Source organism: Caulobacter sp. SRI_008, assembly GCF_057586355.1.
Genome location: NZ_JBYCZS010000038.1, coordinates 25,605 through 39,124 on the forward strand (window position 1 = coordinate 25,605; position 13,520 = coordinate 39,124).

14 protein-coding genes and 1 pseudogene are annotated in these 13,520 nt (G+C 69.2%); 12 read left to right on the forward strand and 3 right to left on the reverse strand.

Annotated features, from left to right (window positions below):
* Positions 1 to 63: 63 nt before the first annotated feature.
* The gene (divL, locus tag AC2YHT_RS24165) at positions 64 to 2,373 is read right to left on the reverse strand and encodes a cell cycle protein kinase DivL (RefSeq protein WP_487292376.1); all 2,310 of its coding nucleotides are present in this window, start codon (positions 2,371 to 2,373) and stop codon (positions 64 to 66) included.
* 121 nt (positions 2,374 to 2,494) lie between these two features.
* Between divL and AC2YHT_RS24170 the strand changes: the two genes are divergently transcribed.
* The 5 genes from AC2YHT_RS24170 to AC2YHT_RS24190 all read left to right on the forward strand — a co-directional run bounded on the left by AC2YHT_RS24170 (position 2,495) and on the right by AC2YHT_RS24190 (position 5,201).
* Positions 2,495 to 2,896 carry a metallopeptidase family protein gene (locus AC2YHT_RS24170; protein WP_110119462.1) on the forward strand — a complete coding sequence of 134 codons (402 nt, stop codon included), beginning with the start codon at positions 2,495 to 2,497 and terminating at the stop codon, positions 2,894 to 2,896.
* Entirely contained in the window at positions 2,893 to 3,303 is a 411-nt protein-coding gene (locus AC2YHT_RS24175; RefSeq protein ID WP_487292377.1) for an SWIM zinc finger family protein, read from the forward strand. Before AC2YHT_RS24170 ends, AC2YHT_RS24175 begins: the two co-directional genes overlap by 4 nt.
* 264 nt (positions 3,304 to 3,567) lie before the next feature.
* Positions 3,568 to 3,759 (forward strand): hypothetical protein, encoded by a 192-nt coding sequence (locus tag AC2YHT_RS24180; protein ID WP_487292378.1) that lies wholly within the window; start codon positions 3,568 to 3,570, stop codon positions 3,757 to 3,759.
* A 28-nt stretch (positions 3,760 to 3,787) separates the two neighbouring features.
* Entirely contained in the window at positions 3,788 to 4,681 is an 894-nt protein-coding gene (locus AC2YHT_RS24185; RefSeq protein ID WP_487292379.1) for a LysR substrate-binding domain-containing protein, read from the forward strand.
* A 34-nt stretch (positions 4,682 to 4,715) separates the two neighbouring features.
* A complete protein-coding gene (locus tag AC2YHT_RS24190) occupies positions 4,716 to 5,201 on the forward strand; it encodes a tetratricopeptide repeat protein (protein WP_487292380.1) in 486 nt (161 codons plus the stop codon).
* Positions 5,202 to 5,383: 182 nt separating this feature from the next.
* Here AC2YHT_RS24190 and AC2YHT_RS24195 read toward each other — a convergent pair whose 3' ends face one another.
* The gene (locus AC2YHT_RS24195) at positions 5,384 to 6,088 is read right to left on the reverse strand and encodes an NAD-dependent deacylase (protein ID WP_487292381.1); all 705 of its coding nucleotides are present in this window, start codon (positions 6,086 to 6,088) and stop codon (positions 5,384 to 5,386) included.
* Between the two features lie 156 nt (positions 6,089 to 6,244).
* Between AC2YHT_RS24195 and AC2YHT_RS24200 the strand changes: the two genes are divergently transcribed.
* The 7 genes from AC2YHT_RS24200 (at position 6,245) to AC2YHT_RS24230 (ending at position 13,044) form a co-directional block, all read left to right on the forward strand.
* Positions 6,245 to 7,369, forward strand: a complete 1,125-nt coding sequence (locus AC2YHT_RS24200) for a ferritin-like domain-containing protein (RefSeq protein ID WP_110119468.1) — start codon at positions 6,245 to 6,247, stop codon at positions 7,367 to 7,369.
* Between the two features lie 299 nt (positions 7,370 to 7,668).
* Positions 7,669 to 8,202, forward strand: coding sequence for a lipocalin family protein (locus AC2YHT_RS24205; protein WP_487292382.1), 534 nt, complete (start codon positions 7,669 to 7,671; stop codon positions 8,200 to 8,202).
* 2 nt (positions 8,203 to 8,204) lie between these two features.
* Entirely contained in the window at positions 8,205 to 8,756 is a 552-nt protein-coding gene (locus AC2YHT_RS24210; RefSeq protein ID WP_487292383.1) for a lipocalin family protein, read from the forward strand.
* A gap of 246 nt (positions 8,757 to 9,002) precedes the next feature.
* On the forward strand, positions 9,003 to 9,506 hold the full coding sequence (locus tag AC2YHT_RS24215; protein ID WP_487292384.1) for an STM3941 family protein: 504 nt from the start codon (positions 9,003 to 9,005) through the stop codon (positions 9,504 to 9,506).
* Positions 9,507 to 9,800: 294 nt separating this feature from the next.
* The gene (mmcB, locus tag AC2YHT_RS24220; RefSeq protein ID WP_487292387.1) at positions 9,801 to 10,235 is read left to right on the forward strand and encodes a DNA repair putative endonuclease MmcB; all 435 of its coding nucleotides are present in this window, start codon (positions 9,801 to 9,803) and stop codon (positions 10,233 to 10,235) included.
* Positions 10,236 to 10,472: 237 nt separating this feature from the next.
* Positions 10,473 to 10,988, forward strand: coding sequence for a hypothetical protein (locus AC2YHT_RS24225; protein WP_487292385.1), 516 nt, complete (start codon positions 10,473 to 10,475; stop codon positions 10,986 to 10,988).
* Between the two features lie 28 nt (positions 10,989 to 11,016).
* A complete protein-coding gene (locus tag AC2YHT_RS24230) occupies positions 11,017 to 13,044 on the forward strand; it encodes a TonB-dependent receptor plug domain-containing protein (RefSeq protein ID WP_487292386.1) in 2,028 nt (675 codons plus the stop codon).
* 179 nt (positions 13,045 to 13,223) lie between these two features.
* Here the strand turns inward: AC2YHT_RS24230 and AC2YHT_RS24235 are convergent.
* A pseudogene (locus AC2YHT_RS24235) lies at positions 13,224 to 13,520 on the reverse strand (hypothetical protein); the annotation flags it as partial.

The following is a 13,520-nucleotide window of genomic DNA, read 5'->3' on the forward strand; positions in this document are numbered from 1 at the left end:
TTGGAGGTCCCGACACAACGCCCGGGCCGGAAAGCCGTTTCGCGCCGATCAGGCGACCAGAGCCTAGAACCCGAACTCCGGCTGGGCCGCGCCGGGGTGCTGGGTTTCGGGCAGGTGGCAGGTGAAGGTCGAGCCGGCGCCCGGCTCGCTTTCCAGGGCCACCCAGCCGCCGTGCAGTTCGACCAGCGCCTTGACCAGGGCCAGGCCCAGGCCCGGGCCGCCGCGATCACGGCCGACGAAGCGGTCGAAGATGTGGGCCTGGACGTGGAAGGGCACGCCCCGGCCGGTGTCGGTCACGTGCAGCTTGACCTCGCCCAGCGCCCGCGTGGCCGAGATCGTCACCTTGCCGCCCGGCGGGGTCTGGCGCAGGGCGTTCTCGACCAGGTGGTCGACGGTCTGGTTCAGGCGCTTGGCGTCGCCACGGATCAGGCCGACCTCTTCCTCGCAGATCACTTCCAGGGTGACGCCGCCGATCTCGGCGTCCTTGCCGCCGCGCTGATACGCGCCCTGCAGCAGGTCGCCGACGCGGATGTCCTCGATTTCCAGCGCCATCTCGCCGGCGTCGATCTGGGCCATGTCGAGCACGTCGTCGATCGAGCGGGCCAGCTGGGTGGCGGCGGCGCGAACGGCGGCCACGTGGCCCTTGCCGCGCTCGTGCAGGCCCTCGGCCCGCTCCAGCAGCTCGGAATAGCCGATGATCGTCGTCAGCGGGGTGCGCAGCTCGTAGGAGACGTTGCCGACGAAGTCGCGCTTCAGCCGCTCGGCCTCGGCCAGGGCGGCCGAGCGGTCGGCGAGCGCGCTTTCCAGGTGGCGGGTGTCGGTGACGTCGGCGAAGGCGATCAGGGTCGCGCCGTCGGGCAGCGGCCGGCTCTGGTAGACGACGATGCGGCCGTCCGAGGTGCGCACCTCGCCCGAGGTGGGCGCGCGCATCTGCGGATCCGGATCGGCCACCCGGCCCTTCAGCTCGCGCCAGAAGGTCAGATCGTGCAGGCGGCGCACGCACAGCTCGACCACGCCCTCGAAGTCGCCGGCCGCTTGAAGCGCGAGCGGGGTGACGTTCCAGAAGGTCTCGAAGGCCTCGTTGTGCAGGCGCAGGCGGCCGTCGGAGCCGAACACGGCGACGGCGTCGTTGAGCTTGTCGAGCGTGGCCTGCTGCACCTGGATCAGGGCGTTGTACTGGGCCTTCAGGCGCAGCTCGCCGGTGATGTCGGAATAGAGCAGCAGCATGCCGCCCAGCGGGTGGGGCTGGCGCACCACTTTCAGCGTGCGGCCGTCGGGCAGGTCCCACAGCTCGTCGGCCTGGGGACCGAGGTCCTCGTAGCGGGCCAGCTCGGCGGCCTTCCACTTGGCGTAGTCGACCGTCTCGGGCAGGCGGCGGCGCTGGCGCAGGCGATCGAGCACCTCGCCATGGGTCGGCCGCTCGGCCAGCCACGCGGGCTCCAGGCCCCAGAGGTCGGCGAAGGCGGTATTGTGGAACGACAGGCGGCGGCTGGCGCTGAAGATCGCCACGCCGTCGGCGATGTGGTTCAGGGTCTCGTCGTGGGCGGCGACGTGGTTTTTCAGCGTCTCGCGGACGTCTTCCACCTCGGTGACGTCGGCGCTGAACACCCCGGCCCCGCCGCCTTCCAGCGGCTTGACGGTGAAGCGGAAGGCCCGGCGGCGGCCGTCGATCGGCGTCCAGCGCACGGTCTCGCGGCGCTCGCCCTTGGCGGCGGTCTCGACGGCCAGGGCGTCGACGGCGCGGTCGAAGGTCTTGCCGTCGCGGGCGGCCTGCTGGGCGTTCTCCACGCCGGTGGCGCGCAGATAGGCGGCGTTGGCCCAGGTCGGGGCGCCGTCGGCGGCGGCGATCCAGGCCGGTTCGGACAGGCCGTCGACGAAGGCGGCGAAGCGGGCGGCGCTGGGCAGGCCGGCATCGCCGGTCTGGGCGGCCAGGCGCAGCCAGGCCAGGGCGCCGGCCGCGCGGCCCTCGACGATGACACGGCCGCCGGGACCGCGAGCCTCGAAGGCGCAGGCCTCGCCGCGCTCGAACAGGGTCTTCAGCCGGGCGGCGTGGTCGGGATCGCCGACGGTCAGGGCCTGGACCACCGCGTCGGGGGTCGCCGCGACGCCCAGCACCTGGGCGCAGGCGGCCAGGCTGTCTTCGCCGGAGACCAGGCGGGCGGACCCGTCCTCGACCGCGACCAGGGCGTTGTCGAAGGCTTCGGACGAGGCCTGGGTGGCGAGCGAGCCGCTCTCCAGCTCTTGCAGGCGGCGCAGCATGGCGGCCATGCGGGCGTCGAAGGCGCGCCGCTGGGCCAGGGCCCACAGGGTGGCGCAGATCGCCAGGCAGACCGCGCCGGCCGCCGCGGCCAGGATCAGATCAAGCGATGTCATCCGGCGTGTCGCTAGGCCCCAACAAGGCGGAAAGGTCGAATCAGATTTGGCAGCTTAGACCGCGCGCGGCGAGAGCGCGATCAGCCCTTCCCCACAGGACGAATGACGCTATTTGGAGTCCATGACCTGGACCGACCGCCTCGCCCCCTCGCTGGACGACTTCGCCGCCCTGGCCAAGGCCGCCTTCGACGCCCTGCCCGAGGACTTCCGCCGCCTGACCGGCGACGTCGTCTTCCGCATCGACGACTTCGCCACCGACGACGTGCTGGCCAGCCTCGGCATCGAGGATCCGTTCGAGCTGACCGGCCTCTACCAGGGCGTGGACCTGTCGCGCCGCTCGGTGCTGGACACCCTGCCCAACCCGTCGATGGTGTTCCTCTATCGCCGCCCGATCCTGGACGAATGGACCGAACGCGGCGACGTCACCCTGGGCGAACTGGTCGAGCACGTGCTGGTCCACGAGATCGGCCACCATTTCGGGCTGTCGGACGACGACATCCACCGCATCGAGGACGAAGCATGAGCCTTTTCGACGCCGATACCTGGCGCGAGCGCATGGACGAGCGCTGGTTCGAAAGCGGCGTGGCCATCGCCGAAAAGGGCGACGTCGACCTGGTGGCGATCGAGGACGACGCGGTGACGGCCCACGTCACCGGCAGCGCCGGCGACCTCTATGTGGTCGAGCTGCGCAGCCCCGCCGGAGAGGGCCGCTGCGACTGTCCGGGCTTCGAGAAGTTCGGCGCCTGCAAGCACCAGGCGGCCGTGGTGGTCGCCGCCAACGGCCTGGACGAGCCCGGCCTGCAAGCCGTGCGTGACCGCATGGCCCGCCTGCGGGACGGCCTGGCCCTGGACAGCCGCGAGGCGCTGGTCGAGCGCCTGATCGACCTGGCCCGGCGCGATCCGAAGGTGCTGGCCAGCCTGGAAGCCTAACGGCGATAGCTAAAAGCAATCGATCAAGAGCTCTGAGCAATACCTGAGGATAAAACGGCTATTATCGCCCGGTTTCGCTCAATGATCGGTGCGTAAAAGCACAATATCCCTCGTCACGAGAGTTTGCGATTGAATATCACGGATTCTGCGCAATACTTTCCGCAGATTCGTCGGAGGTTGATGCAACACCGTTGACGACTGGCCGCCCGACGCTCCACGACGTGGACGCGTGGCGGTCAGCCGCGTTGCGAGAGATTGCGTCCCGTGTTCACCCCTCGCGCCAAGGTCGGCAAGCCGGAGAACAAGACCCTCGTGGTCCTGCTGTCGGTCTTGCAACTGACGGCCGTGGTGCTGGTATGGCTGGTCGCCCTGGTTCCCGCGGCGCTGGCGGCCCTGGCCGTCACGCTGTGGAAGGCCAGCCGGCCGGCGCCTTCGGGCAAGTTTCCACCAGCCTGAACCCGCTTTTCGAGTCCCCGTCCCGTCCATGGAACTGCGCCACGTCCGCTATTTCGTCGCCCTTGCGGAGGAGTTGAACTTCACGCGGGCGGCCGCGCGCCTGGGCATCGGCCAGCCGCCGCTGAGCCAGCAGATCCGCGACCTGGAGGCCGAGATCGGCTATCCGCTGTTCCTGCGCCGCCCGCACGGGGCCGAGCTGACCGAGGCCGGCCGCGTGTTCCTGGCCGAGGCCCGCCAGATCCTCGAACAGGCCGACCGCGCCTTGCAGGCCGCCCGTCGGGCCGGCGGCGGCCACGTGGGCGCGCTGCGGGTGGGCTTCACCTCGTCGGCCAACTTCCACCCGGCGGTGACCGAGGCCTTCGCCGTCTTTCACTGGAAATATCCGGACGCCAGCCTGATCGTCGAGGAAAGCCACTCGGCCCGCCTGGCCGAGCGGCTGCGGCGCGCGGAGCTAGACGCGGCCTTCGTGCGGCCGGGCAATGTCGCGGCCGAGGGTCTGGACCTGCTGCCGCTGGGCGAGGAGCCGCTGGTGCTGGCCTTGCCGGCCGGCCATCGGCTGGCGACCCAGGCCCGGGCGCCGGTGGCGGAGCTGCGCGGCGAGCCGTTCGTGATCTTCTCGCAGGGGATCGGGCGCACCTTCCTGGGGCTGATCCGGCAGGCCTGCGCGCAGGAGGGTTTCGAGCCCGTCATCGCCCAGGAGACGCCGCACATCGTGGCGATGATCAATCTGGTCGCCGCCGGCCTGGGCGTGGCCATGATCCCCGGCTCGATCGCCCAGCTGGCCGTGCGGGGGGTGGTCTATCGCCCGCTCGACGGCGCGACGCCGCGCGTGCCCCTGGCCCTGGCCACCCGGGCCGGCGACGCCTCGCCCCTGGTGCGCAACTTCCTGGAACTGATCCCGCAACCGGCGGCGAAGGACTAGGCCGCGCCGCCGCGCCTGTGCCATAGCTTGGGCGATGATCGAGACCGAAGCCCTGTTGCACATCGCCTGCGAAGCCGAGCAGGCCGGCGACTACGCCCGCGCCCGAGAGGGCTACGCCCGCTGCGCCGACCTGGGCGACATCACCGGCCTGACCAACCTGGCCTACATGCACGACACGGGTCTCGGCGCCCCGCCCGACAAGGACGAGGCCATGCGCCTCTATCAGCGGGCCTGGCGGCAAGCCCGCTGCACGGTCGCGGCCAACAACATCGCCATCCTCTATCGCGAGCGCGGCGACCACCGCGCCATGGTCCGCTGGTTCGCGCGCGGGGCGGCGGCGGGCGACGACTCCGCCTGCCTGCAGCTGGCCAAGTGCTACCTGCAAGGCATCGGCGTGCGGCGCTCGGTCGAGGCGGCCGTGCGGTGCCTGGCCAAGGTGCTGTCGTCCGACACCGTCTACGAGGACGACGCCGACGAGGCCGAGGCGCTGATGGAACAGTTCCGGCCGCGCCTGGCCTAGGACCGTATCGACGGTCAGCTGTTCGCGACCTTCAAATCCGAGCATCCCCGCGAAGGCGGGGACCCAAGCTGGATTTCAGGATGAGGCGCGGCCGTGGGTCGATTGCGACCTCGGCTTGGATCCCCGCCTTCGCGGGGATGCTCGGTGAAAAATGAGCCCAGGCCGGTGAATGCCGATCCGCCTCAGGCCAGCACGCTCTCCACCCAGCGCGGCACGACCTCGCCGGCGGGACCATAGAGCCGCTCTTCGAAGGCCCGGGCGTTGTCGGAGGGCTCCAGATTGATCTCGCAGGTGCGGATCCCCATCCGCCGCGCCTCGCCCACGAAGCCGGCGGCCGGATAGACCGAGCCCGAGGTGCCGATGGCGACGAAGAGGTCGGCCTCCTCCAGGGCGTCGAAGATCTCGTCCAGGAACAGCGGCGTCTCGCCGAACCACACGACGTGCGGCCGCGCCATGCCGACCTCGCCGCAAGCCTCGCAGACCGCCTCGGCGTCGAGCGGGCCGGCGTCGGGACGCGTCGCCTCGCAGGCGTGGCAGCGGGTGACGGCCAGTTCGCCGTGCATGTGCACGACCTCGGTCGAGCCGGCCTTCTCGTGCAGGTCGTCGACGTTCTGGGTGCAGAGAAAGAGCCGCCCGCCCCGCGCCGCCAGTTCGGTCTGAAGCCGCGCCAGGGCGAAGTGCGCCGGGTTGGGCGCCGCCCCGGCCAGGTTCTCGCGACGGGCGTTGTAGAAGGCCCGCACCTTGGCCGGATCGCGGGCGAAGCCCTGCGGCGTGGCCACCTCCGAAAGGTCGTACTGGGTCCACACCCCGCCCTCGTCGCGGAAGGTGCCCAGCCCGCTCTCGGCGGAAACCCCGGCTCCGGTAAGCACGAAGACGTTCAAGCCCATGGCGGCGTTTCTCTTTCTGCTTCAAGCGACTGCGGCGAAGGTGACGCCGTCGTCATTTTTAATTTGACCGTACCGGAAGTTTGAGTGGACAGTGTTCACTCGACGAGAGACCCGCGCCAGACGGGCCCCGCCGCGCCCACAGGAGAGGAGCCGACCGTGACGGACAAGAACATCACCAAGGACGCCATGTACGACGCCGTGGCGCCCGACGACTTCGAGTCCATGCTCGAGCTCGACCGGTACAACAACCGCTCGACCGCTTTCGACAAGATCATCTCGGCCACTCACGACCACTTCTGGGACCCGCTCGACAAGGCCTATATCGATTTCGACGAGCCGTTCGACATGGAGAACCAGCCGCTGGTTCCCGAGGAACTGGTCATCGCCCTGTCGACCGACTACGTCTCCAACCACCTCTCCGATCCCAAGCAGCGCACCCGCTTCATCAACCAGTCGGTGCTGCGCAGCTTCTCGTCGATCCTGCACGGCGAGCAGGGCGCGCTGAACCTGTCAGCCAGCCTGTGCCATGTGCTCAAGGACCAGGGCGCGCAGGAATACGCCGCCAACCAGACCCGCGAAGAGGCGCGCCACGTCACCGCCTTCGCCAAGTACATCAAGGCCCGCTGGGGCAAGCCGGTCGAGTGCGGCCCGGCGCTGAAGACCCTGCTGGTCGAGATCATCGCCGCCCCCGAGGTCTACAAGAAGATCATCGGCATGCAGATGCTGGTCGAGGGCCTGGCCATGGGCGCCTTCGCCACCTTCTTCAAGGAAATCCACGATCCGCTCGGCAAGAAGCTGCTGCAGCTGGTGATGACCGACGAGGCCTTCCACCACAAGTTCGGGAAGATCTGGGCCGACCGCACGGTGCCCAAGCTGACGCCCGAGGAACACGCCATCATCGAGGACTGGGCGGCCCACTGCTTCCAGACCCTGCTGTTCAACCTCGTCTCACCGCACCAGCAGCTGGATCTCTACCGCGAGTTCGGCCTGGATCCCGACAAGGTGGTCGAGGAGTACGGGAAGATCATGACCGACGACCTGCGTCGGGAGAACATGAAGGAGCAGACCAACATTTTCCGGGTGCTGGTGAAGACCCTGCTCAACGCCGGCATCATCACCGACCGCACCAAGGCCTTCTACGCCATGTACGTCGACCTCGACGAACTGCGGGCCGAGGGCGACCGGATGGTCGGCGACGACATCGCCGAGGAAGGCATCCGCCACCTGCAGGCCATCAACTTCAAGGACCGCGTCGCCCCGGTGACCATCGCGGCGGAGTAGGCGCAAACTCCTCTAAACTCCCGTCATTCCCGCCCTTGTGGCGGGAAACCCTGGTTCCGTTCGCAAGGGAAGCGCAAGCGGCGTGCCCAGCACGCCGCCTCATCCGCACCTGCGGCTGAAAGAGGGGTTCCCGCCACAAGGGCGGGAATGACGGGATAATAGTGGGTGGCCTGGACGCCCCACGAACGCGGCGCGCAGGTTGGAACACCCCTGCGCCGCCTTGCGTTTGCTTGCGTTCGAGGGATGAACTTGAGCAGGGCGAAAAGCCCGCCTCCCCTGGCAAGCAGCAAGGTGTCGGAATGCGAGCAGGCCTGATCACCATCGCGGCGGTCGTCACCGCCCTTACCACCATGGGCCCGATGCTGGCCTTCGCCGGCGCGCAGCCGCCGTCCAAGCCGGTGGCGGCGGGCTTCTATACGGGCAAGTGGTACGAGATCGCCCGCACCCCCAATTCGGGCCAGCGCAACTGCGAGGCCCCGACCACCGAGTTCACGGCCAGGACCGCCGACAGCTTCTCGGTGCGCCAAGTCTGCCGCCGCGACAGCGCCGGCGGCAAGGCCCGCACCTTCAACACCACCGGCAAGATCGTCGCCGGATCCGAGAACGCCAAGTTCTCGATGAGCTTCCTGGGCGGCATGAAGAAGCAGGAATACTGGGTGCTCGACCGGGCCGACGACGAGTCCTGGGCGATCATGGCCACGCCGGGCGGCAACTTCGTCTGGCTGCTGTCGCGCAAGCCGGTGATGGACGAGGCGGCCAAGGAGGCGGCCCTGGCCCGGGTCAAGGCGCTGGGCTACGCCAAGCTGGTGTTCCCGCAGCAGCCGGAAGCCTGAGCATGCGGCGCATCTCCCCGGCCATCGTCGGCGCGATCCTACTGGCCCTGGGCGCGGCCGCCGCCTGCGCCGCCCGTCCGACCGGCAATCCCAGCCCGCCGCAGCCGGCCAAGAGCGTCGAGCTCAAGCGCTATCTGGGCCTGTGGTACGAGGCCGCCCGCTACGACTTCCGCTTCGAGAAGGGCTGCGACGGCGTCACCGCCGAATACGCCCTGCGTCCCGACGGCCTCGTGGAGGTGCGCAACACCTGCCGCCAGGGCGGTCCGGAAGGCGTCGAGAAGATCAGCCTGGGCAAGGCCAAGCTGGCCGACAAGGTGACCGGCGCGAAGCTGAAGGTGTCGTTCTTCGGTCCGTTCTTCGTCGGCGACTACTGGGTGCTCGACCACGCTGACGACTACAGCTGGTCGATCGTCGGCGAGGGCTCGGGCCGCTATCTCTGGCTCCTGACCCGCGACAAGCCGACCCCGGCCCTGACCCAGCAGCTGACCGACCGCGCCAAGGCCATGGGCTACGACGTCTCGCGCCTGCGGGTGACCAAGCACGCGCCGGGCTAAGCGCGTATCGTCATTTCGCGACCTTCAGATCCGTCTCTCCCCGCGAAGGCGGGGATCCAAGCTGGCTTTCAGGACGAGGCGCGACCGTGGACGATCCGCGGACTCGGCTTGGGTCCCCGCCTTCACGGGGATGCTCGGGAAAATGAGCTGAGGCCGGTGAACGTCGATCCAAGCTAGCGCGAGCCCCACGGTGGCGCTCGCCCGGCGGTCGTGGCAGGTTCGCTCCCGTCATCGACGGGGGCGTCCATGGAACGGAAAGTCATCGAGAGCGCGCGGTGGAAGCTGGCGCTGGGCCTGGCCGGCAGCCTGGCCTTCGTGGCGCTGGGCGCCTGGCTGATCGACAAGGCCAAGGACGACGAGCGCCTGATGCCCTGGCTGTGCATCCTGTTCTTCGGCTTCTGCGCCGCGGCCTTCCTGGTGCAGCTGCTCAAGCCCCAGCGGCTGGTGCTCGACGCCGAGGGCTTCCAGGTCCAGGGCGGCTTGAAGCCCGGCAGGAAGGTGGCCTGGGGCGAGGTGGAGGCGTTCTTCGCCTGGAAGCTGCCCAAGGGCGGGACGATGGTCGCCTGGCGCCTGCGCGAAAAGCCGCAACAGCACGCGCCCGTGGGCAATTTCGGGCGCGGCCCCGGCGTCGACGGCGTACTGCCCCGCACCCTGACGCTCGGGACCAAGGCCCTGCTGGTCGAGATGGAAGCCTGGCGCACGCGTGGGACGCAGGGCGGCGCCGTCGCGCCGCCGGTGCTGGTGCAGTAGGGCCTGGCGGCGCTCACACGCTGACCCCCATTCACCGTGCATCCCCGCGAAGGCGGGGATCCAAGCCGAGGCTGAGCATGGCCCACGGCCGGGCTTCCTCCTGAAAGTCAGCTTGGGTCCCCGCCTTCGCGGGGAACGTCGGATTTGGGAGAGTCGAACGCCGGCGCCCGCCTCGCCGAACCGCACGAGACCACCGAAGACCCGGATGAGCCGCCCCGCTTGCACGGCGAACAAAGATGGAACATGGTGGCGACCATGGACGTCGTCGTCGACATCGCCCTCTCGCGCTCGGACATGTCCCGGCCGGAGACCACCCTGGCCGTCACCCGCGGAGCCGCGCGGCTGCTGGTCGACCTGGGCTACGCGCCCCTGGCCGAGGTGACCCTGCCGAACGGCCGGCGGGCCGACCTGATGGCCCTGGGCCCCAAGGGCGACATCGTCATCGTCGAGGTGAAGTCGGGGCTGGAAGACTACCGCGTCGACCGCAAGTGGGGCGAGTACGCGCCCTATTGCGACGCCTTCCACTTCGCCGTCGCCCCGCACTTTCCCGATGGGATCCTGCCGGAGGAGCCGGGCCTGATCGTCGCCGACGGCTTCGGCGGGGCCGTGGTGCGGGCCGCCCCGGTCACGCCCCTGGCGCCGGCCCGGCGCAAGGCCCTGACCCTGGCCTTCGCCCGCCTGGCGGCCCTGCGCGCCGCCGGAGTCACCGCCGAGCGCCTGTCGATCTGAAAATAAACCACCCCTGCGACATTCTGTCCGAACACAACTCAAGATGACGCTAAAGCAGGGGAAGGACCCACCCTGCCCTATAGGGAAATGCTGATCTAGAGTTGTTCATTGGTCGACTACCGGACATTCCTGGTTAGTCGGATAACGTCGTGATTTAGGCGGCGTTACCTCTTCTTTACGTCCGGCGCGCGATCACCCCGCTCATAAGCCCAACAAAGGGCAGGGGATTTCAACAGAATGTCGAAGACGAAACCCGCAGCGGCGCTGGCCGCGGCGCTCCTCATCATCGCGCCTCTGAGCGCTCACGCCGACGCCGCCAAGGACATCCAGATCGCTGGCCGCGCGCTGACCTTCCTCGAGAACGGCCCTACCGGCAAGCAAGTGCTGGGCGTGGTGTTCGATCCGTCCAAGCCGGCCTCGGTCGCCGAGAAGAACGCCGTCATGGCCGCCATCGGCGGCGGCATGAACACCGGCGCCCTGACCCTGACGGCCAAGCCGGTCGAAGCCGGCGCCGTCTCGGGCGTCAGCGGCGTGGCCGCCCTCTACGTCACCACCGGCGTCAACGTCGGCGCGGCCGCCAAGGCCAAGAAGATCATCACCATCGGCTCGGACGCCTCGTGCGCCGCCAGCGGCGCGTGCGTGATGAGCGTGTCGGCCGACCCCAAGGTCGAGATCATCGTCAACCGTTCGGCCGCCGCGGCCGTCGGCGCGGTCTTCAAGTCCGCCTTCCGCATGATGATCCGCGAAGTCTGATCCCGGCCAGCTGAAGAGACATAATCACATGAAAAAGACTCTCCTGGCCGGCGCTTCCGCGGGCCTCCTCGTCGCCGCCGCCGCTTCGGCCGCTAGCGCCCAGTCGATCGACTACGGCTCGCTCGAGCAGCTGTTCAACGAACCGGTCACCACCAGCGCCACCGGCGCCCCGCAGCGCTCGACCGAAGCGCCCGTGGACATGACCATCATCTCGGCCGCCGACATCCAGCGCTCGGGCGCCACCGACCTGCCGACGATCCTGTCGCGCGTGGCCGGCCTCGACGTCGAAAGCCGCGGCGCCGGCGCCTCGGACGTCAGCGTCCGCGGCTACAACCAGGCCATGTCGCCGCGCCTGCTGGTGCTGATCAACGGCCGCCAGGTCTATCTCGACCACTACGGCTACACCGCCTGGGCCACCCTGCCCGTGCAGCTGTCGGAAATCCGCCAGATCGAAGTGGTGAAGGGCCCCAACAGCGCCCTGTTCGGCTTCAACGCCGTCGGCGGCGTGGTCAACATCATCACGGTCAACCCGAAGTTCGACAACACCGGCGACATCACCCTGCGCACCGGCTCGGCCCGCTACGGTGAAGTCTCGGCCGCCAAGTCGTTCAAGGTCGGCGAGCGCTTCAGCGCCCGCGTCTCGGCCGGCGCGGCCAAGTCGGACGAGTACGAAAACACCGTCGGCGTCGCCAAGAGCCAGTTGAACGACCCGTCGCGCGTCACCGCCAACATCGACACCGTCACCCAGCTGACCGACGAGGCCGAGCTGCGCGTCGAGGGCTCGTACTCGAACGTCCAGGTCAGCGACATGCTGTCCAACTACGCCTACTCGCCCAGCAAGTACCTGACGAGCTCGGTGAAGGGCACGCTGACCGCCGAGACCAAGGTCGGCCAGCTGCAGCTGTCGGCCTACCAGAACGACCTGACCGCCAAGCACCTGATCCTCGGCCAGAACGCCCGCTTCGAGAACCAGATCCGCGTCGTCTCGGTGCAGGACCTGTTCAAGATCGGCGCGAAGCACACCCTGCGTGTCAGCGGCGAGTACCGCCACAACGAGGTCAACACCGCCCCGATCGGCGGCGCGCAGGTCAGCTATGACGTGCTGTCGGCCTCGGCGATGTGGAACTGGGCGATCACCGACAAGCTCGCCTTCACCGCCGCCGGCCGCTACGACAGCCTGGACCTGTCGCGCGAAGGCACGTTCCCGGCCGGCTCGCCGCCGCTGGGCAACGGCTACTGGGACCGCAAGATCGAAGAGCCGAGCTACAACCTCGGCCTGGTCTGGCGCGCCACCGACGTCGACACCTTCAAGGCCACCGCCGCCCGCGGCGTGCAGGTGCCGACCCTGGTCGACCTGGGCGCCCTGCAGGCCCGCGTCACCGTCGGTCCGTACACCATCGGTCTCGCTGGCAACCCGACCCTCGAGCCGGCGATCATCACCAACTACCAGCTGACCTACGAGCGCGCCCTGCCCGCCCTGAAGGCCGAAGTCAGCGCCAAGGCCTTCGTGCAGAAGACCGAGGACGTGAAGGGCCAGCCGACCTCGGCCCAGATCGACGTGGCGGCGACCCTGGTCAGCCTGCCGGTGCTCAGCTACCGCAACATCGGCGACAGCAAGATGACCGGCTTCGAGCTGGCCGCCTCGGGTCAGCTGACGGGCGGCTTCCGCTGGAGCGCCGACTGGACCCACACCGAGGTCGACGACGAGCCGACCGCCGGCTTCTCGCCGGTGCTCCGCACGGCCGCCTACGCCGAGACCACCCCGGAAAACCGCGGCAACGTCTCGCTGGGCTGGACCGGCGGCGCCTGGACCGTCGACGGCTACGCCCACTTCGTCGGCGAGCACCGCGCCTACGCGCTCTACAGCGCCGCGGCCGCGCCGAACCTGGTGGACATCGACGCCTACGCCGCCCTCGGCGGCCGGGTGGCCCGCGCGTTCGACCACGGCGTGACCGTGGCGCTCAGCGGCCAGAACCTCGGCGACAACCGCCAGCGCCAGAGCGCCGGCCTGGAAGTCGAACGCCGCGTGTTCCTGAGCGTCAGCAAGACCTGGTAAGCGTTTCGGGTCTCCCGAAAACCGGAAAGGGCGGCCCGCGAGGGCCGCCCTTTTTGCTGCGTGGAAGACCCCCTCCGGCCCTCCGGGCCACCTCCCCCAGAGGGGGAGGATCTAGCAACGCCGCGCCAAGTAGATGCTCCCCCTCTGGGGGAGCTGTCGCGGAGCGACTGAGGGGGTTTTCACCAGTCGTCCTTTTTCTTCTTCATCAGGGCCAGGAGGCCCGGATACGGCCCCTGCCCCGTGCGGTAGAGGCACCACTCGTCGTCCTTCTTGCAGGCGCCGTCGAAGAAGTCCTTCTTGGACTGGTCGATCACCGCGTACATCGGCGCGTCCTTGGCCTTGATCCCCAGCTTGTCGTCGCAGGCGGCGCGTTCGGCCTTGGTCAGGCGGTAGAGGTCGGCGTGGTTGCAGCCGCCGCCTTCGCGGGCGGCCTGGCGCAGCGCATCACCGCCGGGCGTGGGCGTGCCGCGCGACTT